This is a genomic window from Nocardioides sp. LMS-CY (genome assembly GCF_018732145.1).
In the GTDB taxonomy this organism is placed as follows: Bacteria; Actinomycetota; Actinomycetes; order Propionibacteriales; family Nocardioidaceae; genus Nocardioides; species Nocardioides soli.
Genome location: NZ_CP076104.1, coordinates 4,120,994 through 4,141,574, shown reverse-complemented (window position 1 = coordinate 4,141,574; position 20,581 = coordinate 4,120,994). Strand labels below are relative to the sequence as shown.

Below are 20,581 nucleotides of genomic sequence, written 5' to 3'. Positions count from 1 at the left end.
CGCGGGCGCGGCTCGCACCTCAACCACCGTGTCGGTGGTTGAGGTGCGAAGGCGCTCTGGCGCCTGAGCCTCGAAACCACCGACTCAGGGCAGCGACTCAGGGCAGGAGCAGCACCACCGTCTCGGCGACGCAGGCGGGCTTGGCGACGCCCTCGATCTCGATGGTGTAGCGGATCGCGGCCTGCTTGCCGCTCGGCAGGTCCGTGACGTCGCCGAGGGCGACGTGGGCGCGGATCCGCGAGCCGACCGGCACGGGGTGGGGGAAGCGGACCTTGTTGGTGCCGTAGTTGAGCCTGGCGCCGGGTGTTTCGAAGCTCACCACCTGGCTGCCCAGGAAGGGCACCAGGGACAGCGTCAGGTAGCCGTGGGCGATGGTGCCGCCGAAGGGGCCGGACGCCGCGCGCTTCACGTCGACGTGGATCCACTGGTGGTCGCCGGTCGCCTGGGCGAACCGGTCCACGCGCTCCTGGTCGATGGTCAGCCAGCCCGAGGTGCCGAGCTCCTCGCCGGCGGCGGCCGACACCTCGTCGAGAGTCGTGAAGACGCGCATGCCGCCAACGTATCGGTTCTGGTTGGATCAGTTCATGACGCCGACCCACGACCAGGTACGCCGGGCGCCGAAGGTGCTGCTGCACGACCATCTCGACGGCGGACTTCGGCCGCAGACCATCATCGAGCTGGCCGCCGACTGCGGCCATCAACTGCCCGACGTGGGCGGTGAGCCGACCGCCCCCCTGACCGCGGAGTCGCTCGGCCGGTGGTTCGCCGAGGCCGCCGACTCGGGCTCGCTGGTGCGCTACCTCGAGACCTTCGACCACACCGTCGCCGTGATGCAGACCGGGCCGGCCCTGACCCGGGTCGCCCGAGAGTGCGTGGAGGACCTCGCGGCCGACGGCGTCGTGTACGCCGAGATCCGCTACGCCCCCGAGCAGCATGTCGGCACCGGCCTCACCCTCGAGGAGGTCGTCGCGGCCGTGCAGGAGGGCTTCGACCAGGGCGTGGCGGCCGCCGACGGCAGGATCGTGGTGCGCCAGCTGCTCACCGCGATGCGGCACCAGGCCCGGTCGATGGAGATCGCCCAGCTCGCGGTCGCCTGGCGCGACCGCGGGGTGGCCGGCTTCGACATCGCCGGCGCCGAGGCCGGCTACCCGCCCACCCGGCACCTCGACGCGTTCGAGTACCTCCAGCGGGAGAACTTCCACTTCACCATCCACGCGGGCGAGGCCTTCGGCCTGCCGTCGATCTGGCAGGCGATCCAGTGGTGCGGGGCCGACCGGCTCGGCCACGGGGTCCGCATCATCGACGACATCACGGTCCACGACGACGGCTCGGTCGAGCTCGGCCGGCTCGCGGCGTACGTGCGCGACAAGCGGATCCCGCTCGAGATGTGCCCCTGGTCCAACGTGCAGACCGGGGCGGCGGAGTCGATCGCGGAGCACCCGATCGGGCTGCTGAAGAAGCTGCGCTTCCGGGTCACGGTCAACACCGACAACCGGCTGATGAGCCAGACCTCGATGACCCACGAGATGTGGTCGCTCGTCGAGGCGTTCGGCTACGGCCTGCGCGACCTCGAGTGGTTCACCGTCAACGCGATGAAGTCGGCGTTCCTGCCCTTCGACGAGCGGCTGGCGCTCATCCAGGACCACATCAAGCCGGCGTACGCCGCCTTGCGGGAGGAGACGTGAGGTGAGGATCCACTACGTCCCGACCGTGCTGCTGCTCGGCTCCGCGCTGGTGCTGCTGCTGGTCGCGGGCGGGCTGCTGCTCAAGGGACAGGTGGTCCGTCGTACCGCCCAGCGGTTCCGCGCCCGGGCGGTCGCGGTGCGAGCGACCGTCGTGGGCCTGGAGGCCAAGGACCTCAGCCTGGGGGGTGAGCCCGACACGCGCTACTTCCCGCGGGTCTCCTTCGTCCCCGACGGCGCCGCGGGCCCGGTGGAGGCGCAGACGCTGACCGACGTGCCCGCGCCGCCGCCGCGGGTCGGCGACGAGCTCGACGTGGCCTACGACCCCGAGCGCCCGGAGCGGGTCGACGTGGCGGCGACCCAGGGCGGCGTGGAGGGCGCCGGGCGGACCTGGTTCGTGCTCGGCTACGGCGTGCTGCTGCTCGCGCTCGGCGTCGCCGCGGCGTGGCTGGTGCTGGTCCTCGTCGTCTGGACCTCCTGATGCCCGGGGCGGCGGAGTCGATCTTCTGGATCACCCTCTGCGCCGTGCTCGCCCCGCTGCTCGCCGGCCTGCTGCTGCGTGGCCGGGTGCCCGAGGTCGTGCTGCTGCTCGTGCTCGGGGTGCTGATCGGGCCGAACGTGCTCGAGCTCGCCGCCGCCGGCGAGGGCGTCACCATCCTGCGCGAGCTCGGGCTCGGGATGCTCTTCCTGCTCGCGGGCTACGAGGTCGAGGTGGACGAGCTGGTGGGCCGGGGTGGCCGCCGCGCCCTCATCACCTGGCTGGGCTGCTTCGCGGTCGCACTCACCCTGATCTTCCTGATCGGCCTGGCCGACGCCATCCACGCGGAGATCGCGGTCGCGATCGCCCTGACCTCGACGGCCCTCGGCACACTGCTGCCCATCCTCAAGGACGGCGGCCTGCTCGGCACCCGCTTCGGGGGCACGCTGATGAACCACGGCGCGTACGGCGAGCTCGGCCCGATCGTGGCGATGGCGGTGCTCCTCGGCAGCCGCGGGCTGGTCGCCTCGCTGCTCGTCCTGGCTTCGTTCTTCGCGGTCGCCGTGCTCGTGCACCGCTTCTCGGCGCGGATCAGCCGGGAGGGCTCGGCCCTGCTCGCCGCCGTACGCCGTGGGGCGGAGACCTCCGGCCAGACCCAGGTCCGCCTCGTCGTGCTGCTGCTGGTCACGCTCGGCGTCGCGGCGGCGCTCTTCGACCTCGACGTCGTGCTCGGGGCGTTCGCGGCCGGCTTCGTGCTGCGCGGCCTGCTGCCGGCGGGCCACGAGAGCCTGGAGCACAAGCTCGAGGGGCTCGCCTTCGGGCTGCTGATCCCGGTCTTCTTCATCACCTCGGGGATGGCGATCGACCCGCGCGCGGTCGTCGAGGAGCCGGTCGCGCTCGTGGCCTTCCTCGGCATGATCCTGCTGGTGCGCGGCGGCGGCGTCCTGATCGCGACCCGTACGGAGCGGGAGGCGGGCCGCCGGGTCTTCGACGGCCGCGAGAGCGCGGCGATGGCCCTCTTCGCCGCGACCGGGCTGCCGATCATCGTCGCGGTCACCTCGGTGGCCGTCGACGCGGGCGAGATGACGACGACCAACGCGTCGGTGCTGGTCGCCGGCGGCGCGTTGAGCGTGCTGATCTGTCCGCTCCTCGCGCAGCGGCTGCTGGCGGGGCGCAGTCACCCGGTTCAGGTGAGCCCCGCCGACTCCGGGCCCGACTAGCCTCGGCGCGACACCGGGGCCGGAACCGGCCTCGACGCACCTGAGAGGAACGCTGTGGACAGCTTCTGGGACTTCTTCTGGTTCATCATCTCCTTCTTCCTGCTCATGGCCTACTTGGTTGTGCTGTTCCAGATCCTGACGGACCTGTTCCGCGACAAGGGCACCAGCGGCTGGATGAAGGCGGTGTGGGTCTTCTTCCTGATCATCCTCCCGCTGATCACCTCACTGGTGTACCTGATCGCCCGCGGCCACGGCATGGCCGAGCGCAACGTCGCCGCAATGAAGGCCGCCCAGGCCGACACCGACGCCTACATCCGGTCGGTGTCCTCCGGAGCCGGCTCGCCCGCCGAGGAGATCGCCCGGGCCAAGGCACTGCTGGACGCCGGCACGATCAACCAGGCCGAGTACGAGTCGCTGAAGGCCAAGGCGCTCGGCTGAGCTGCCTCGCCGGAAGCTCCTCCTGGCGGCAGCCCGCCAGGAGGAGCTCAGTCCGGCAGCACCGCGAACCAGGCGTGCCTCCAGCGCGATGTGGAGAGCGGTGCGACCACCCCGCGCGCGGGGTCGTAGGCCAGGGGCTCCCCGTCCCGCTCGTCGAGGACCAGGACGACGTGGCGGGGCAGCCACCGGCTGCCCAGGTAGACCGGCACCCGCCGGGGGAGCGCGGCGAGCACGTCCGCGCGCCGGTAGCGGCGGACCCGGCCGCCGAGCACGCGGGCGACCGCCCACGGTGTCGTGCCGAGTGCCCGGGGCCACCACCGGTTGAGCCGGCGGTGCATCGCCAGTACCTCGTCGCGGAAGCCCGGCCACGGCTCCGGGAGCCCGTGGTCGAGGAGCCGGGCGACCACGACGACCGACGGCCCGCAGGTGCGGGAGTCCGGCTGCCGCGGCCAGTCGGTCATCGCGCGGCGTCCTGCCCCGCCAGCCGGTCCAGGTCGGCGTAGGCCTGGTCCGGCGTCACCGGCCGGCACCCGCACTCGACGGCGTGGCCGACCACCCGGCGCTGGTCGCGCAGCAGCGCGAGACCGCGGCGGACCAGCACCAGCGGGGGCTTGCGGTGCTCGCGCAGGTCGCGGGTCAGGCGCCGCCAGAAGGTCACCATCGGGTGCTGGCGAACGCAGTACGCCGCGGCCAGCAGCCCGGCCTCCCGGCAGTGGGACACGATCTCCTGCGCGAAGATGCCCTCCGCGACGAACAGGTCGTGCCCGTCGAGGTCGAGCGTCTGCCAGCCGCAGCGGCCGTTCCGCGCGATCTCGTAGACCGGCACCTCCGCGCGCCCGGTGCGGCACAGCTCGTCGAGCGCCGCCATGGCGTCGTCGAGCAGCCACGACTCGGGGTCGTCCCAGTCGACGATGCCGGCGTTCGGACCCTCGGTGATCAGGGGGAGCGTGGGGTCGCCGCCGCTCTTGTAGAAGTCGTCGAGGCGCAGCACCGGCAGGCCGGTGCGCTCGGCGAGGCGGGACTTGCCGGCGCCCGACGGACCGGCCAGGACGATCACCCGGGCGTGCACGGACGGTCAGATGCCGATCGGGTGCCAGACGGTCTTGATCTCGAGGAACGCGGTGATCGGCTCCAGGCCCGGGTCGAGGGTCCAGTCGGGCTCGGCGGCCGGCGCGCGGCGTACCCGCTTGAGGTTGTCGGCCGCCGCGACCTCGAGCTCCGTGGCGAGCGCGGGCTCGCCGGCGATGCCGGTCAGGTCGATGGCGTTGACGTCCATGTGGGCCGCGAGCCAGGGCGCGATCGTCGCGGCCGAGCCGGTGAGCAGGTTGACCACGCCACCGGGCACGTCGGAGGTCGCCAGCACCTCGGCGAAGGTCACCGCCGGCAGCGGCCGCTCGTACGACGACACCACGACCGCGGTGTTGCCGGTGACGATGACGGGCGCGACGACGCTGACCAGGCCGAGCAGCGAGGAGCGCTGCGGCGCGAGCACCGCGACCACGCCGGTCGGCTCGGGGGTGGAGAGGTTGAAGAACGGCCCGGCCACCGGGTTGGCGTTGCCGACGACCTGGGTGATCTTGTCGGCCCAGCCGGCGTACCAGACCAGCCGGTCGATGGCCTCGTCGACGACCTTCTCGGCCTTCGCGGCGGTCAGCCCCTCGGACTGCTGGGTCGCCTGCACGAACTGCGGCCGCCGGTCCTCCATCACCTCGGCGATGCGGTAGAGGATCTGTGCGCGGTTGTACGCCGTGCGGCCGGCCCAGGAGGCCTGTGCCTTGCGGGCCGCGACGACCGCGTCACGGGCGTCCTTGCGCGAGGCGAGGGCGGCGTTGGCCACGAACTTCCCCAAGCTGTCGGCCACCTCGTAGGAGTGCCCGGACTCCGAGCGCGGGAACGCGCCGCCGATGTAGAGCTTGTAGGTCTTGCGAACGTCGACTCTGCTGTTGGTTGGGCTCACTTGAGGTAGGCCTCCAGACCGTGGCGGCCGCCCTCGCGACCGTGGCCCGACTCCTTGAACCCGCCGAACGGGCTGGTGGGGTCGAACTTGTTGAACGTGTTGGCCCAGACGACGCCGGCGCGCAGCTGGTTGGCCATGGACAGGATCCGCGAGCCCTTCTCGGTCCAGACGCCCGCGGAGAGACCGTACGGCGTGTTGTTGGCCTTCTCGACGGCCTCCGAGGGCGTCCGGAAGGTCAGCACGGAGAGCACCGGGCCGAAGATCTCCTCGCGGGCGATCCGGTGGGCCTGCGAGACGCCGGTGAAGAGCGTCGGCGGGAACCAGAAGCCGGTCTCGGGCAGGTCGCAGGCGGGCGACCAGCGGCCGGCGCCCTCGGCCTCGCCGATCTCCGACAGCTCGCGGATCTTGGCGAGCTGCTCGGCGGAGTTGATCGCGCCGATGTCGGTGTTCTTGTCGAGCGGGTCGCCCACGCGCAGCGTGGACATCCGGCGCTTGAGCTTGGCCAGCAGCTCGTCGGCGACCGACTCCTGCACGAGCAGGCGGGAGCCGGCGCAGCAGACGTGGCCCTGGTTGAAGAAGATGCCGTTGACGATGCCCTCGACCGCCTGGTCGAGTGGGGCGTCGTCGAAGACGACGTTGGCGGCCTTGCCGCCGAGCTCGAGCGTGACCCGCTTCTCGGTACCGGCGACCGCGCGGGCGATCGCCTTGCCGACGTCGGTCGAGCCGGTGAACGCGACCTTGTCGACGTCCGGGTGCGAGACCAGCGCCTGACCGGTCGCGCCCGCGCCGGTGACGATGTTGACCACGCCCGGCGGCAGGTCGGCCTGCTGGCAGATCTCGGCGAAGAGGAGCGCGGTCAGCGGGGTGGTCTCGGCCGGCTTGAGCACGACCGTGTTGCCGCAGGCGAGCGCCGGCGCGATCTTCCACGCCAGCATCAGCAGCGGGAAGTTCCACGGGATGATCTGGCCCGCGACGCCGAGCGGCCTCGGGTCGGTGCCGCGGCCGGCGTACTCCAGCTTGTCGGCCCAGCCGGCGTAGTAGAAGAAGTGCGCCGCGACGGTCGGCACGTCGACGTCGCGCGACTCCTTGATCGGCTTGCCGTTGTCGATCGACTCGAGCACGGCGAGCTCGCGGCTGCGCTCCTGGATGATCCGGGCGATCCGGTAGAGGTACTTGGCGCGCTCGCGGCCCGACATCGGGCCCCAGACCTTCTCGTAGGCCTTGCGGGCCGCCTTGACGGCCGCGTCGACGTCGGCCTCGTCGGCCTCCGCGATCTCGGCGAGGACCTCCTCGGTGGCCGGGCTGATCGTCTTGAACGACGTACCGTGCCCCTCGGTGAACTCACCGTTGACGAAGAGGCCGTACGACGGCTTGATGTCGACGATGCTTCGGGACTCGGGAGCGGGGGCGTACTCGAACGGATTAGTCATCGGTGATCAGTCCAGCGTGAAGTAGTCGGGACCGGAGTAGCGGCCGGTCGTCATCTTGGTGCGCTGCATCAGCAGGTCGTTGAGCAGCGTGGACGCGCCGAAGCGGAACCAGTCTGGGTCGAGCCAGTCCGGGCCGGTCACCTCGTTGACCATGACGAGGTACTTGATGGCGTCCTTGGCGGTGCGGATGCCGCCGGCGGGCTTGACGCCGATCATCGTGCCGGTCTGCTCGCGGAAGTCGCGGACCGCCTCGAGCATGATCAGCGTGACCGGCAGCGTCGCCGCCGGCTGCACCTTGCCGGTGGAGGTCTTGATGAAGTCGGCGCCGGCCATCATCGCGAGCCAGCTCGCCCGGCGCACGTTGTCGTAGGTCTGCAGCTCGCCGGTCTCGAAGATGACCTTGAGGTGCGCGTCCTCCCCGTCGGCCCGGGCGCATGCCTGCTTGACCGCGACGATCTCGTCGAAGACCTGCTGGTAGCGGCCGGCGAGGAACGCACCCCGGTCGATGACCATGTCGATCTCGTCGGCGCCGGCCTCGACCGCGTCGCGGGTGTCGGCCAGCTTGATGTCGAGTGCCGCGCGACCGCTCGGGAAAGCCGTCGCGACCGCGGCGACCTTGACCCCGGAGCTGCCCAGCGTCTCCTTCACGGTGGCGACCATGTCGGGGTAGACGCAGACGGCGGCGGCCGCCGGGCAGGTCGGGTCGGCCGGGTCGGGCCGCATCGCCTTCGAGGCGAGCGCCCGGACCTTGCCGGGGGTGTCCTGCCCCTCCAGCGTGGTCAGGTCGACCATCCGGATGGCGAGGTCCAGCGCGAACTCCTTGGCGCTGGTCTTGATCGAACGCGTCCCGAGGCCGGCCGCCCGTGCCTCCGCGCCGACCTGGTCGACACCGGGCAGTCCGTGCAGGAACCGGCGCAGCGCGGCCTCCGAACGGGTCGCGTCCGCGAGACCTGGGTCGGGGATGGTGGAAGTTCCGCTCACCGGGCCAGCATAGGGTTGGCCGAGCCCAGTACCACAACCTTGAGAGCACGACATGACCGAGCAGACCGGCGACCGGGTGGTCGAGCGCTTCCAGCCCACCAGCGGTCGCTCCAGCGGCATCCTCGGTCTGGTGACGGCGGGGGTCGTGCTGGTCCTCGCTGTGATCGGCCGGGACAGCGGCACGGCGCTCGGGGTCGCGATCGTCGCCGTGCTCGGTGCGGTGCTGGTCTGGGCGGCCCTGCTGCGCCCGGCGCTGTGGGTGACCGAGCGCGACCTGGTGATGCGCGGCATGTTCCACACCGACCGGGTGCCGCTCGCCGCCATCGACCGGGTGCAGGTGAGGCAGGTCCTGACGGTGACGGTGGGCGAGCGCGCCCTGGTGTCGCCGGTGGTGGGCTACTCGCTGCGGCACCTGACGAAGAACCGGGTCCAGCCGCGCGGCGGGATCGAGCAGCCGCGGCTCGACGCGCTCGAGCCGCGGGACCCGGTGAGCGACGCGCCCCTCGAGTCCAGCGTGCACCAGGCGTTCGTGGAGTCCCGGATCGCCCACCTCGCGAAGTCCGCGCGCGAGCGGGCCGGCCTCCGGCAGGGCTCGCCCGAGCAGCAGGTGCTGGCCGCCCACGTACGCCGTACCTGGGCCTGGCCCGAGATCGGCGCGTCGGTCGCGCTGGTGGTGGCGTTCGTGGTGTGGCTGGTCGTGCACTGAGCGGTCGCCCGCGTCGGCGGTGGTGTCGAGGCTCGCTCCGCTCGCACCTCAACCACCGTCAGATGCCGGCCGCGGCCTTGACGTCGTCGCGCAGGGCGTCGAGGCGGCCGGCGGCCGCGATCCGGGCGGCGTCCACGCCGGCGTCGGGGTCCACGGGTACGACGACCTCGAGGTAGCACTTGAGCTTGGGCTCGGTGCCGCTCGGGCGCACGATGACGCGGGCGCCGTCGGCGAGCCGGTAGCGCAGCCCGTCGGTCGGGGGCAGGTCCGCGCTGCCGGCGCTGAGGTCGTCGACGCGCTCGACGGCGAGCCCACCCAGCTCGCTGGGGGGAGTCGTCCGGAGACGGTCCATGGCCGCCGCGATCTCGCCGAGGTCGGTGACCCGCGCCGAGAGCTGGTCGGTGGCGTGCAGGCCGTGGGCCAGGGCGATGTCGTCGAGGATGTCGACCAGGGTGCGGCCGTCGGCCTTGGCGGCCGCGGCGAGCTCGCAGAGCAGGAGCAGCGCGGAGACGCCGTCCTTGTCCTTCACGTGCTCGGGGTCGACGCAGTAGCCGAGCGCCTCCTCGTAGCCGAACGCGAGGTCCTCGACCTTGCTGATCCACTTGAAGCCGGTGAGCGTCTCGGCGTAGGGCTGGCCGGCGGCGGCCGCGAGCTTCCCGAGCAGGCTCGAGGAGACGATGCTGCAGGCGTAGGTGCCCCGCTTGCCGCGCGCGAGCAGGGCGTGGGCCAGGAGCGCGCCGACCTCGTCGCCGCGGAGCATCCGCCAGCCCTGGGGGCCCGGCACCGCCGCGGCGCAGCGGTCGGCGTCGGGGTCGTTGGCGACCACCAGGTCGGCGCCACGGCGCTCGGCGAGCTCGAGGGCGAGGTCCATCGCACCCGGCTCCTCCGGGTTGGGGAAGGCCACCGTCGGGAACTCCGGGTCCGGCTGCTCCTGCTGCTCGACCACCGCGGGCGCGGCGAAGCCGGCGGCCTCGAGCACGCGCTCGACCGACGTGCCGCCGACCCCGTGCAGGGGCGTGTAGACGATGTCGAGGTCGCGGGGCCCGTCGCCGACCAGCGTCGCGGTGGTGTCGAGGTAGCGGTCGACGATCTCCTCGCCGAGCACGGTGCCGGCGCCGCCGCGCGGCACGTCACCGACCCGGCCCACGGCAGCGATCCGCGCCGCGATCTCGGTGTCGGCCGGCGGCACGATCTGGCTGCCGTCGCCGAGGTAGACCTTGTAGCCGTTGTCGCGCGGCGGGTTGTGGCTGGCGGTGACCATCACGCCCGCCGCGCAGCCGAGCTCGCGGATCGCGAACGCGAGCACCGGGGTGGGCAGCGGTCGTGGGAGGAGGTACGCCGTGAGCCCGGCGCCGGTCATCACCTCGGCGGTGTCGCGGGCGAAGACGTCGGAGTTGTGCCGGGCGTCGTACCCGATCACGACCGATCCGCTCCCGTGCCCGGTGTCGCGCAGGTAGGCCGCGAGCCCGGCCGCGGCGCGGGTGACGACGACGCGGTTCATCCGGTTGGGTCCGGCGCCGAGCTCGCCGCGGAGCCCCGCCGTGCCGAACTCGAGGGTGCCGTCGAAGCGGTCGGCGAGGTCGGTGCTCTCGGCCCCGGCCTCGACCCGGGCGATCACCGCCTCCAGCTCGGCGCGGGTCTGCGGGTCGGGATCGTCGGCGGCCCACGCCCGAGCGGCGGCGAGCAGGTCACTCATGCGGGGGTCCCCTGTGTGCTCATAGGGGGCACCATACGAGGATGCGGGCCTCCTTCGCCTTCCGGGACAGCTGGGAGATCGACGCGCCTCCGGCGCGCGTGCACGCCGTGCTCGTCGACCTCGAGCACTACCCGGCCTGGTGGCCGCAGGTCGTGGCGGTCGCCTCGCTCGGCCCCGACGACGCCCGGGTGCTCTGCCGCTCGGCGCTGCCCTACACCCTCGACCTGGTGCTGCACGCGGTCTCGCGCTCGGCCGCGCACCTCGAGGTCGAGGTCTCGGGGGACCTGGCCGGGGCGGTGCGCTTCGCGCTCACCCCGGTGCCGGCCGGGACCCGTCTCGACTTCGAGCAGCAGGTTCGGGTGCGGGGCTGGCTGGGCGCGGCGGCGTACCTGGCGCGGCCGCTGCTGCGCTGGAACCACGAGCGGATGATGCGAGGCTGCGCCCGCGGCCTGCGGGCCCGTCTCGCGCTCAGCTCACGCAGAACTCATTGCCCTCGGGATCCTGCATGACGGCGAAGCAGGAGTGCTCGTCGAGGACGCTGCGGACCACCGTCGCGCCCTGGGCGACCACGCGGTCGACCGTCTCCTGGACCTCGCGGCGACGCTGCTCCATCGGCCGCGTCTTGTCGCGGCCGCCCGGGTAGACGTCGAGGTGCAGCCGGTTCTTCGTGACCGTCTTGCCCTCGGGGACGATCTGGAACCAGATCGTCGGCCCCTCGCCGGACGGGTCGTGGAGCCGGTCGCAGTAGTCGGGACCGATGTCGGTGAGCTCCTCCTCGGGAACGCCGACCGAGCGGTACCAGTCGACCCAGGACGCGTGGCCCGGCGGAGGCGGCTGCGGCTCGTAGCCGAGGAGCGGGGCCCAGAACCGGGCCAGCCGGTCCGGGTCGTTGGCGTCGATGGTGAGCTGCCAGGTGACCATGTCACCACGGTAGGCGTCGGCACCGACACCCGGCAGGGGTCGTCGGACACCCCGGCGCTCAGGCGTCGATCGAGCTCATGTCGCCGTACCGGTCACCGGCGACGGCGCCGCGCGGGACGGCCTCGGCGAGCGCCGTCAGGTCGTCGTACCCGAGCTCGACGTCGGCGGCCCCCACGTTCTCCTCGAGGTACCGGACCCGCTTGGTGCCGGGGATCGGCGCGACGCCGACCTCGTCGCCGCCCTGGGCGAGCACCCACGCCAGCGCCAGCTGGCCCGGCGTGCAGCCCTTCGCCTCGGCGATGGCGCGCACGGCGTCGACCAGCGCGAGGTTGGCCCGCAGGTTGTCGCCGTTGAGCCGGGGGAAGTACGCCGAGCGCCGGGAGTCGTCCTCGTCCAGGGAGTCGTCGGAGGTGATGGCCCCGGTGAGGATGCCGCGGCCGAGCGGGGAGTAGGGCACCAGTCCGATGCCGAGCTCGCGCAGCGTCGGGAGGATCTCGTCCTCGAGGTCGCGGGTGAAGAGCGAGTACTCGGTCTGGAGCGCGGTGATCGGGTGCGTCGCGTGGGCCCGGCGGATCGTGTCGGTGCCCGCCTCCGAGAGCCCGAGGTGGCGGACCTTGCCGGCCTCGACCAGCTCGGCCATCGCGCCGACCGTCTCCTCGATCGGCACGGTCCGGTCCACGCGGTGCTGGTAGTAGAGGTCGACGTGGTCGACACCGAGGCGCTGGAGCGAGGCGTCGCACGCGGCGCGGACGTACTCGGGGCGGCCGTTGATGCCGACGCGGGTGCCGTCGGGCCGACGCTCGTTGCCGAACTTGGTCGCGAGCTGCACCTCGTCGCGACGGCCGGCGATCGCCTTGCCGACCAGCCGCTCGTTGGTGAACGGGCCGTACATGTCCGCGGTGTCGAGGAAGGTGACGCCGAGGTCGAGGGCACGGTGGATGGTGGCGATACCGTCGGCCTCGTCCGAGGTGCCGTAGAACTCCGACATGCCCATGCAGCCGAGGCCGAGCGCGGAGACGGTGAGGGGCGACTGGGTCCCGAGGGTGCGGTGCTGGATCGTCATGTGTCCACTGAAGCGCCTGGAGTGCGCTCCAGGTCAAGGGCCTCGAGCTTCGCGCTGTAGATCCCGATCTTGCGGTCGATGGCACCGAGGTGCTCCTGCACCTCCGCCAGCCGGGCGAGCACCTGTACCCGGTGCGCACGGAGCAGGTCGAGGCGCGCCTGCTCCGTGCCCTCGCCGGAGCGCACCAGCTCGGCGTACCGGCGGACGTCGCGGATCGGCATGCCGGTGCCCCGCAGGCAGGTGAGCAGGTTGATCCACGTGAGGTCGCCGTCGGTGTAGCGACGGTGCCCGGTCGCGGACCGGTCGACCGGGTGCAGCATCAGGCCGTCGCGCTCGTAGTAGCGAAGCGTGTCCGGGGTCAGGTCGGTCAGCTCGGCGACCTCGGCGATCGAGTAGCTCACGCCTCAGTCTCGCCCTTGGAGCGCACTCCAGGTCAACCGCCGCGAGGCGACCGCGGTCAGCGGGCGTACGCCTCGAGGTTCTCGCCGAGCTCGGCGAACAGGGCCTGGTTGAGGCGGAAGGCGAGCTTGACCTCGGCGACGATCCGCAGCCGCTCGTCGGCGTCCAGGTCGAGGGCGTCGAGCCGGGCCCGGTAGCCGTCCTTGTAGACCTTCGGCTTCTCGATCTCCGGGAAGTCGTAGAAGGCGATGCCGGCGCCGCCGAGCTCGAACGTCCGGTCGAGGATCCGGCCGATGGCCTGGCCGCCGGAGAGATCGCCGAGGTAGCGGGTGTAGTGGTGGGCGACCAGCAGCGCGGGCCACTGCTCGGCGGCCTCGACCAGCCGCTGCCGGTAGGCGTCGGTGGCGGGGGAGTCGACGGTGCGGGGGCCGTCGGGAGCCCAGTGGTCGAGGTCGGCGTCGATCGCGGCCAGCCGCTCGAGCGCGTCGTCGCGGACCGCGGCGACGGACGGCTCGTCGCGGTGGGTGTGCACGGTCTGCTCCAGCGTCGCGTAGACGCCGCGCAGGCGGAGCAGGTAGTCGGCGTACCCCTGCTCGTTGACCCGGCCGCCGAGCAGGTCGGCCATGAACTTCGAGTCCTCCGCCGCCTGGTGCTCGGCGAGTGAGCCCTCGCGCATCGCCGCCGACAGATTGAGGTCGGTGGTGCGGTCGAGGACGGTCATAGCGGCTCCAGATGGGTCGAGGTTGATGTTGCGACAGATTGTCAGGATCGTAATATACACACAGACCTTTAGGTAAGGCATGCCTTAGTTAGTGCTACCTTTGTCGTCATGGGTGGTGGGGTGAGGACGGCCGCGGTCGCGGGCGCCGTGGTGATGGTCGGGCTGCTGGCGTCGTGCGGGCTGTCGTCGAAGGCGGACCCGGCCGAGGGCGACCGCACGGCCGCCGTCTCCGCGGGCAGTACGCCGCCGCTCTCCGAGGTGACGCCGCTCGACGACGTGCGGGACTGGGACGGCGAGGTCACCGCCGTCGCCGAGACCCCGGTCGACCCGGTGGCCGACGACCCCACCCCGAAGCTGCCGGTGACGGTGACCGACGCCCAGGGCACGAAGGTCACCGTGCAGGACGCCAGCCGGGTCCTCGCGCTCGACGTCTACGGCACGCTGTCGCGCACCGTCTTCGAGCTCGGCCTGGGTGACAACCTGGTCGGCCGCGACGTGTCGACGGAGTTCCCCGAGGCCGACGACCTGCCGCTGGTCACCCAGAACGGCCACGAGCTCAACGCCGAGGCCATCCTGGGCCTGGATCCGACGCTGATCATCACCGATACCTCGCTCGGGCCGTGGGACGTCATCCTCCAGATGCGCGACTCCGGCATCCCGGTCGTCGTGCTCGACTCCCACCGCGGCCTCGACAACGCGGCCGAGCTGATCCGCGAGGTCGCCGACTCGCTGGGGGTGTCCGACGCCGGCAAGGCCCTCGCGGAGCGCACCCAGCAGCAGATCGACGCCGTCACCGCCGAGATCGCCGAGATCGCGCCCGCCGACCGGGGTCAGCGGCTGCGGACCGTCTTCCTCTACGTGCGCGGGCAGTCCGGCGTCTACTACATGTTCGGCGAGGGCTCGGGCGCCGACTCGCTCATCGACGCCATCGGCGGGTACGACGTGGCCGAGGAGATCGACTGGAACGGCATGAAGCCGCTCACCGACGAGGGCCTGGTCGCCGCGCAGCCCGACCTGGTGCTGATGATGAGCGGCGGGCTCGACTCGGCCGGGGGCGTCGACGGGCTCCTCGAGCGACTTCCGGCCCTGGCACAGACCCCGGCCGGCGAGCACCGTCGGTTCGTGACCATGGACGACTCCCAGATCCTCGGCTTCGGGCCGATCTCCGCCAGCGTGCTCGACGCCCTCGCCGTCGCGGTCTACGCCCCGGGGTCAGTGTGAGCACCTCGGGGGACTTCGCATGACGGCCGCCGTCGTCGAGCACCAGCGCGCCGGCATCCGCGCGCTGGCCGGCCGGATCGGCCTGCTCGGCGGACTCTCGATCGCCCTCGTGGTCTCGCTGGTGTTCGCGGCCGGCCACGGCCAGCTCGACGTACCGCCCTCGGAGGTGCTCGGCTCGGTGCTGCACAAGCTCGGCCTCGATCTCGGGCCGGTGCCGCACCACCCGCAGGGGGAGAACACCCTGTGGCAGGTGCGTTTCCCGCGCGTGGTGATGGCCGCGCTCGCCGGGGCCTGTCTCGCCACGGCCGGCGCGCTGATGCAGGGAGTCTTCGGCAACCCGCTCGCCGAGCCCGGCGTCGTCGGCGTCTCGGCCGGCGCGGCCGTCGCGGCGGCGACCGTCATCGTCTTCGAGCTCACCTTCGCCGGCACCTGGACCGTCGCGATCTGCGCCTTCATCGGCGGCCTGCTGACGACCCTCCTCGTCTACGCGATGTCCCGCGACGGCGGCCGCACCGAGGTGGTGACGCTGGTGCTGACCGGCATCGCGGTCAACGCGGTTGCCAGCGCGGGGCTCGCGTTCCTGATGTTCCTCGGCGACACCCAGGCGCGCGAGGAGATCGTGTTCTGGCAGCTCGGCAGCCTCAACGGCTCCCGCCGGGAGTACGTCGGGGTGGTCGCGCCGATGGCCGCGGTCGGCCTCGGTGCCGCGCTCTTCCTGGCGCCGCGACTGGACCTGCTCGCCCTCGGCGACCGGGCCGCCCGGCACGTCGGCGTCGACGTCGAGCGGCTGCGGATGACCACCATCGTCGTGGTGGCGGTGCTGACCGCCGCGGCCGTCGCGTTCTGCGGCATCATCTCGTTCGTCGGCCTGGTCGTACCGCACCTGATCCGGATGATCGCCGGGCCCGGACACCGGCTGCTGGTGCCCGCGAGCGCGCTCGGCGGCGCCGTGCTGCTGGTGCTCGCCGACCTCTGGGCCCGCACGCTGATCGCCTACGCCGACCTGCCGATCGGCATGCTCACGGCGCTGGTCGGCGGACCGTTCTTCTTCTGGCTGATCCGGCGCGCCCGGCGTACCGCGGGAGGCTGGGCATGAGCCGGACCGGCCCCCTGCTCAGCGCCCGCGGCGTGGGCGTGCGCTACGACGACAACCCGATCCTCAGCGACGTCGACGTCGACATCCGCGGGGGCGAGCTCGTCGTGCTGGTCGGGCCCAACGGCGCCGGCAAGTCGACGCTGCTCGGCGTGCTGGCCGGCGACATCGAGCCGACCGTGGGCGGGGTGTCGCTCGACGACAAGCCGCTCCCGGCGTACGCCGCCCGCGAGCTGGCCCGCCAGCGTGGCGTGCAGCTGCAGAAGCAGGGGCTCGCCTTCGGCTTCCGGGTCCGCGAGGTCGTGCAGATGGGCCGCTCGCCCTGGCACCGCACCGCGCGCGAGGACGACGACGAGCGGGTGGTCTCCGAGTCGATGCAGCGCGCCGACGTGGTCGAGTTCGCCGCCCGCCTCTACCCGACCCTGTCGGGTGGCGAGCAGGCCCGCACGTCGTTCGCCCGGCTGCTGGCGCAGGAGACGCCGGTGCTGATGCTGGACGAGCCGACCGCGGCGCTCGACATCCGCCACCAGGAGTCGCTGCTGGCGGTCGCCCGCTCCGCCGCCCAGGCCGGCGCGGCGGTCGTGGTGGTGCTGCACGACCTGTCGCTCGCGGCGGCGTACGCCGACCGGATCGTGATGCTCGCGCACGGCCGGGTCCGCGCCAACGGCGTGCCCCGGGACGTGCTCACCTCCGAGCTGCTGACCGAGGTCTACGAGCACCCGGTCGAGGTGATCGACCATGCCGGCGCGCTGCTCGTCGTGCCGGTCCGGACGCGTGCGGTGGAGTCGCACGCGGGGGAGGAGGTCCGATGCGCCACGCCGTGGCCGCACGCCTGATCGCGGCGACCCTGATCGCAGGGGCCGTGGTCGCCGGCACCGTCCTGGTGGCGACGCCCGCGCACGCGGCGTCGCGGGTCACCGTCGCCAACCCGGAGGGGCAGGCGAAGATCGACCCGACGTACGCCACCACCCTGCGGGTGTCCGGCTCCGGCTTCCAGTCGGTCAAGGGCGGGCACGGCGGGCTCTACGTGTTCTTCGGGGCCGTCCGGCCCGGGTGGCAGCCCAGCAAGGGCGGCGTCACCGGCCAGGACTACTTCTACGTGCCCGACGACGAGGCCAAGGCCAACCAGGGCTTCCAGAAGTACGTCGCCTTCCCCGGCTCCGACACCGCCTCCTCGGCGAACGGCGGCACCATGACCGCCGCCGGCTCCTGGTCGACCCAGGTCGTGGTGCCGGGCGCGACGTTCCAGACCTACGACCGCGACGGTGCGGTGCGCACCGTCGACTGCCGCAAGCTCACCTGCGGCGTGATCACGATCGGTGCGCACGGCGTCAAGAGCCCGCCCAACGAGACCTTCACGCCGGTGACGATCGGCGCCGTGGGAGGCGCGAGCGGCGCCGCCACGCCGACGCCGACCGGGACCGACGGCTCGACCGCCGAGCCCGCCGAGACCGACGCCCCGTCCGCCCCGAGCACGGCACCCGGGGAGGGCGCGAACCCGAAGCCCGGCGCCGCCAAGCCGGCGACCCTCGAGGTCGACCGGGAGTCGGCCGTGGCCGGCAACGTGCTCGCCTTCAGCGCGACCGGTCTGCCGCCCGGCGCCCAGGTCTCGGCGGTGTTCGACGACGGTGCCTCCGGCGCCGGGCCCTTCCTGGCCGGCAGCGACGGCAGCCTGGCCGGCATCATCACGCTCCCCGCCGACACCGGCCCGGGCACCCACGAGCTGCGGCTGTACGGCGTGCCGGAGCCTCCCACCGCCAGCTTCGCCGTGCAGGCGTCCGGGACGACGACCGACAGCGTCGAGCCGCGGGCCGCGGAGGAGGACACGAGGGCCGCCTGGCTGTTCGCGGGTGCCGCCGCGCTGGTCCTGCTGCTCGCCGTCCTGCGCCTCGGCGTGCGCACCTGGAAGGGCAAGCGTCGTGCGGCGGCGTGAGCGGATTGCGGGCGCGCTGCTCGCCGCGGTCGGCTGCGTCCTGCTCGCCGTACCCGCCGTCGCCGACGATCCCGGCCCGAGCGCGAGCCCGACCTCCTCGGCCGGGCCGGTCGAGCTCGACGGCGTCACGCTCCGGTGGGGTGTGAACGACGAGTCCAGCAACCGCGCCTTCGCGCCCGACACCTTCAACTTCTTCGCCGCCGGCACGGTGCCCGACCCGGGCAAGGGCGGCACCACGCTGCCGAAGTCGCGCTGGAAGCAGGCCGTCGGCGACGTCTCGATCGAGAAGTGGAACGGCAAGGCCTGGAAGCCGGCCACGTGGGAGGGACTGCGCACCGACGAGCGGGGCAAGCCACTCGGATCGCCGACGTCCGGCACGTTCAGCAAGCACCGCTTCGTCTTCGGCGCCGGCACGGGCACCGTCGACCTCGCCGCCGGCACCGCCCAGGTGACGTGGGACGGCGACGTCACGATCCTCTACTACTCCGGCATGTCGTTCTTCGCGCTCTCCGACCCGGTCCTCGACGTGGCCGACGGGCGGGGCACGCTGACCGCGACGCTCTCCGGGTACGCCTCCTCGGTCGACGACCCGACCCAGTGGGCGCCCGTCCCCGCCGCCCGGGTGACGGTCGCCGACCTGCCCGACGTCACGCTCGGCGAGACCGGCCTGAGCGCCACGCCGGCGTACCTCGGCACCGAGGTGACCGGGGTCGGTCAGGTCCCCGGAGGTCCGGCCTTCGGCTCGTTCCCGCAGTCGTTCGTCGACTACATGAACCAGCTCGGCACCGCGGCGTTCTGGCTCTCCAGCGGGGCGTCGACCGACGGGTTCAAGGTCCCGCTGCCCGTCTCCGTCGGCTTCGGGGCCGCGGAGGAGGAGCCGGTCGAGCCGACGCCGAGCGAGACGGCCACCAAGCAGCCCCTCGACAACCCGATCGTGCCGCCGCCGGTGACCGTCACGGCGACGGTGACCGCCCGGCCCGCACCCGCGCCACCCGCCGTCGCTCCGCCAGCCGCCCCCTCCGTGCCCGCGGTGCCGACCGCCGAGGCGCCGGCGGTGGACATGGCGCTCCCGCTCGCCGCACAGCTGGTCGCGGCGCCCCAGACGTCGGCCGCCCCGGCCGAACCCGCGTCCGACGCCACCTGGATCTGGTGGCTCGGCGGCGGCCTGCTGATCGCGGCCGCACTCACCTTGCTCGTCCCCGTCGGCCGTCCGCGCCGACCCTAGAAAGGAAACCGCATGTCTCAGCACAAGCGCCTCCGCGGGCTGGCGTTCGTCGCCGCCGGCGCGGTGGCATCGACCGCGCTGGTAGTCGGCACGGCGCCGGCGCAGTCGGCATCGCCCAGTACCGCCTCCGCCGCGACCGGGTCGTTCGCGTGGGAGATCTCCGAGCAGTTCGACGACCACCTGTCGACCCACGAGCTCGCGGACGGCGCGACGGAGGACGCCGCCGGCGTGATCACGTTCCCGGCCGTCTCGTCGGTGGTCGACCCGGTGACGGGTGCGGGCACCGTCCAGTACGACGGGGCCGTCAAGGGCACCTTCGTGAACGCCGGCAATCCGTTCTACTGGGTCAAGATCGAGGACCCGGCGGTGACCGTCGACGCCGCCGGCGAGGGGACGATCACGGCCCTGGTCTCGGCCTGGAACGCCGCCGCCATGGGCTCGGCCGAGGCGAGCACCTCGCCCGCACGGGTCGTGGTGACCACCTTCGACGCGGCCACCAAGTGGTCCACCGGCTCGATCGCGGCGACGCCGGACTGGGCCGGCGTACTGCCCGCTGACAGCCCGCAGGCGACGGCGCTCGGCATCGCCGCCGGCCGACCGGTCGACGGGAAGTCGTTCGCCCCGACGTTCCTCGGCCAGATCACCAGCGGGGTCCGGGCGCACTTCTACTGGACCACCGGCTCGGACAAGAAGGCGCCGGCCGCGTTCACGGCGTCGTACGCGAACGTCGCCAAGTCCGTCACCACGACCGCGACCTATGCCAAGCAGAGCGTCTCGTTCGCGGTCGAGGGCAAGGGCTTCCTGCCCACCGACGGCAACCCCGGTGACGACGGCGTCTACGTGGGCCTGGCGCCGGCCGGCGGCCTGCCCGCCACCGGCTCGCAGACCGACATGGACAAGTTCGTCGCCGCGCAGTGGGTGCCGGCGTCGGCGATCAAGGCCAACGCGTTCAGCACCACGCTCACGGCCGGTGCCGACAAGCTCGAGAAGGGCACGGCGTACGCGCTCTACACGTGGCGCGCCCACGGCCACTCGACCACGAGCCAGGACACCCAGACCGCGGTGTCGCTCGACTGGAGCAAGCTGACCGCGAAGGCCAAGGTCACCGCCAAGGCCAAGAAGAAGGTCACGACCGCGAAGGCCGGCAAGCTCGCGGTGGCGGTCAAGGGCGGCTCGCTCACGCCCGCCGGCAAGGTCAAGGTCACCCTCAAGAAGGGCAAGGTCGCCAAGAAGCGGAGCGCGACGCTGAAGAACGGCAAGGCCGTCGTCAAGCTGCCGAAGCTGCAGGCCGGCAAGTGGAAGGTCAAGGTCGCCTTCACCTCCGCCGACGACGTCTACACCAACGGCACCAAGGCGCTGAAGCTGAAGGTCAAGAAGGCGAAGAAGGCCAAGGCGAAGAAGTAAGCAGCACCCTGCG

At 72.6% G+C, this 20,581-nt stretch carries 23 protein-coding genes; 12 read left to right on the top strand and 11 right to left on the bottom strand.

The genetic code is table 11. The annotated features are described in order from the left end of the window. Positions 1-97: 97 nt before the first annotated feature. Positions 98-550: a MaoC family dehydratase gene (locus KM427_RS19655; protein WP_215525019.1), complete on the bottom strand. Its 453-nt coding sequence runs from the start codon at positions 548-550 to the stop codon at positions 98-100. A 34-nt stretch (positions 551-584) separates the two neighbouring features. Between KM427_RS19655 and KM427_RS19650 the strand changes: the two genes are divergently transcribed. From KM427_RS19650 to KM427_RS19635, 4 genes are read left to right on the top strand one after another with little or no spacing between them, the layout of a single operon-like run. After that, positions 585-1,685 (top strand): adenosine deaminase, encoded by a 1,101-nt coding sequence (locus tag KM427_RS19650; protein WP_215525018.1) that lies wholly within the window; start codon positions 585-587, stop codon positions 1,683-1,685. A 1-nt stretch (position 1,686) separates the two neighbouring features. Further along, the gene (locus KM427_RS19645; protein ID WP_215525017.1) at positions 1,687-2,163 is read left to right on the top strand and encodes a DUF3592 domain-containing protein; all 477 of its coding nucleotides are present in this window, start codon (positions 1,687-1,689) and stop codon (positions 2,161-2,163) included. Then, positions 2,163-3,380, top strand: coding sequence for a cation:proton antiporter (locus KM427_RS19640; protein ID WP_183591489.1), 1,218 nt, complete (start codon positions 2,163-2,165; stop codon positions 3,378-3,380). Before KM427_RS19645 ends, KM427_RS19640 begins: the two co-directional genes overlap by 1 nt. Before the next feature lie 54 nt (positions 3,381-3,434). Further along, a complete protein-coding gene (locus tag KM427_RS19635; protein WP_183591488.1) occupies positions 3,435-3,818 on the top strand; it encodes an SHOCT domain-containing protein in 384 nt (127 codons plus the stop codon). A 47-nt stretch (positions 3,819-3,865) separates the two neighbouring features. Here the strand turns inward: KM427_RS19635 and KM427_RS19630 are convergent, their stop codons facing one another. Genes KM427_RS19630 through deoC form a run of 5 tightly spaced genes read right to left on the bottom strand, consistent with a single transcriptional unit; the run spans position 3,866 to position 8,186 of the window. Beyond that, positions 3,866-4,279 (bottom strand): hypothetical protein, encoded by a 414-nt coding sequence (locus KM427_RS19630; protein WP_215525016.1) that lies wholly within the window; start codon positions 4,277-4,279, stop codon positions 3,866-3,868. Continuing rightward, on the bottom strand, positions 4,276-4,887 hold the full coding sequence (locus tag KM427_RS19625; protein WP_215525015.1) for an ATP-binding protein: 612 nt from the start codon (positions 4,885-4,887) through the stop codon (positions 4,276-4,278). Before KM427_RS19625 ends, KM427_RS19630 begins: the two co-directional genes overlap by 4 nt. Before the next feature lie 6 nt (positions 4,888-4,893). Continuing rightward, the gene (locus tag KM427_RS19620) at positions 4,894-5,775 is read right to left on the bottom strand and encodes an aldehyde dehydrogenase family protein (RefSeq protein ID WP_215525014.1); all 882 of its coding nucleotides are present in this window, start codon (positions 5,773-5,775) and stop codon (positions 4,894-4,896) included. Then, on the bottom strand, positions 5,772-7,205 hold the full coding sequence (locus KM427_RS19615; RefSeq protein ID WP_215525013.1) for an aldehyde dehydrogenase family protein: 1,434 nt from the start codon (positions 7,203-7,205) through the stop codon (positions 5,772-5,774). The genes KM427_RS19620 and KM427_RS19615 overlap by 4 nt, the downstream gene beginning before the upstream one ends. A 6-nt stretch (positions 7,206-7,211) precedes the next feature. Beyond that, positions 7,212-8,186, bottom strand: coding sequence for a deoxyribose-phosphate aldolase (gene deoC / locus KM427_RS19610; RefSeq protein ID WP_252274687.1), 975 nt, complete (start codon positions 8,184-8,186; stop codon positions 7,212-7,214). Positions 8,187-8,238: 52 nt separating this feature from the next. Here deoC and KM427_RS19605 point away from each other — a divergent pair, with 52 nt between their 5' ends. Further along, positions 8,239-8,892 (top strand): hypothetical protein, encoded by a 654-nt coding sequence (locus KM427_RS19605; RefSeq protein WP_215525012.1) that lies wholly within the window; start codon positions 8,239-8,241, stop codon positions 8,890-8,892. Between the two features lie 58 nt (positions 8,893-8,950). Here KM427_RS19605 and KM427_RS19600 read toward each other — a convergent pair whose 3' ends face one another. Next, complete coding sequence (locus KM427_RS19600; RefSeq protein WP_215525011.1) at positions 8,951-10,588, bottom strand: phospho-sugar mutase; 1,638 nt, start codon at positions 10,586-10,588, stop codon at positions 8,951-8,953. Positions 10,589-10,629: 41 nt separating this feature from the next. Here KM427_RS19600 and KM427_RS19595 point away from each other — a divergent pair, with 41 nt between their 5' ends. Further along, complete coding sequence (locus tag KM427_RS19595; protein WP_215525010.1) at positions 10,630-11,097, top strand: SRPBCC family protein; 468 nt, start codon at positions 10,630-10,632, stop codon at positions 11,095-11,097. Here KM427_RS19595 and KM427_RS19590 read toward each other — a convergent pair. From KM427_RS19590 to KM427_RS19575, 4 genes are read right to left on the bottom strand one after another with little or no spacing between them, the layout of a single operon-like run. Next, complete coding sequence (locus KM427_RS19590) at positions 11,057-11,509, bottom strand: VOC family protein (RefSeq protein ID WP_215525009.1); 453 nt, start codon at positions 11,507-11,509, stop codon at positions 11,057-11,059. The two genes, KM427_RS19595 and KM427_RS19590, sit on opposite strands and share 41 nt — an antisense overlap. A gap of 58 nt (positions 11,510-11,567) precedes the next feature. Further along, positions 11,568-12,572, bottom strand: a complete 1,005-nt coding sequence (locus KM427_RS19585; RefSeq protein ID WP_215525008.1) for an aldo/keto reductase — start codon at positions 12,570-12,572, stop codon at positions 11,568-11,570. Beyond that, positions 12,569-12,973, bottom strand: coding sequence for a MerR family transcriptional regulator (locus tag KM427_RS19580; RefSeq protein WP_183591477.1), 405 nt, complete (start codon positions 12,971-12,973; stop codon positions 12,569-12,571). The genes KM427_RS19585 and KM427_RS19580 overlap by 4 nt, the downstream gene beginning before the upstream one ends. 56 nt (positions 12,974-13,029) lie before the next feature. After that, entirely contained in the window at positions 13,030-13,692 is a 663-nt protein-coding gene (locus tag KM427_RS19575) for a biliverdin-producing heme oxygenase (protein ID WP_215525007.1), read from the bottom strand. A 108-nt stretch (positions 13,693-13,800) separates the two neighbouring features. On the opposite strand from KM427_RS19575, the gene KM427_RS19570 reads away from it, so the two are divergent. From KM427_RS19570 to KM427_RS19545, 6 genes are read left to right on the top strand one after another with little or no spacing between them, the layout of a single operon-like run. Continuing rightward, positions 13,801-14,913, top strand: a complete 1,113-nt coding sequence (locus KM427_RS19570; RefSeq protein WP_252274685.1) for a heme/hemin ABC transporter substrate-binding protein — start codon at positions 13,801-13,803, stop codon at positions 14,911-14,913. 19 nt (positions 14,914-14,932) lie between these two features. Continuing rightward, positions 14,933-16,009 (top strand): FecCD family ABC transporter permease, encoded by a 1,077-nt coding sequence (locus KM427_RS19565; protein ID WP_215525006.1) that lies wholly within the window; start codon positions 14,933-14,935, stop codon positions 16,007-16,009. Beyond that, on the top strand, positions 16,006-16,842 hold the full coding sequence (locus tag KM427_RS19560) for a heme ABC transporter ATP-binding protein (protein ID WP_215525005.1): 837 nt from the start codon (positions 16,006-16,008) through the stop codon (positions 16,840-16,842). The genes KM427_RS19565 and KM427_RS19560 overlap by 4 nt, the downstream gene beginning before the upstream one ends. Then, the gene (locus KM427_RS19555; protein ID WP_215525004.1) at positions 16,815-17,939 is read left to right on the top strand and encodes a hypothetical protein; all 1,125 of its coding nucleotides are present in this window, start codon (positions 16,815-16,817) and stop codon (positions 17,937-17,939) included. The genes KM427_RS19560 and KM427_RS19555 overlap by 28 nt, the downstream gene beginning before the upstream one ends. Beyond that, the gene (locus KM427_RS19550; protein ID WP_215525003.1) at positions 17,926-19,164 is read left to right on the top strand and encodes an HtaA domain-containing protein; all 1,239 of its coding nucleotides are present in this window, start codon (positions 17,926-17,928) and stop codon (positions 19,162-19,164) included. The genes KM427_RS19555 and KM427_RS19550 overlap by 14 nt, the downstream gene beginning before the upstream one ends. 12 nt (positions 19,165-19,176) lie before the next feature. Next, positions 19,177-20,568: an HtaA domain-containing protein gene (locus KM427_RS19545; protein ID WP_215525002.1), complete on the top strand. Its 1,392-nt coding sequence runs from the start codon at positions 19,177-19,179 to the stop codon at positions 20,566-20,568. The last annotated feature ends 13 nt before the right edge of the window (positions 20,569-20,581 follow it).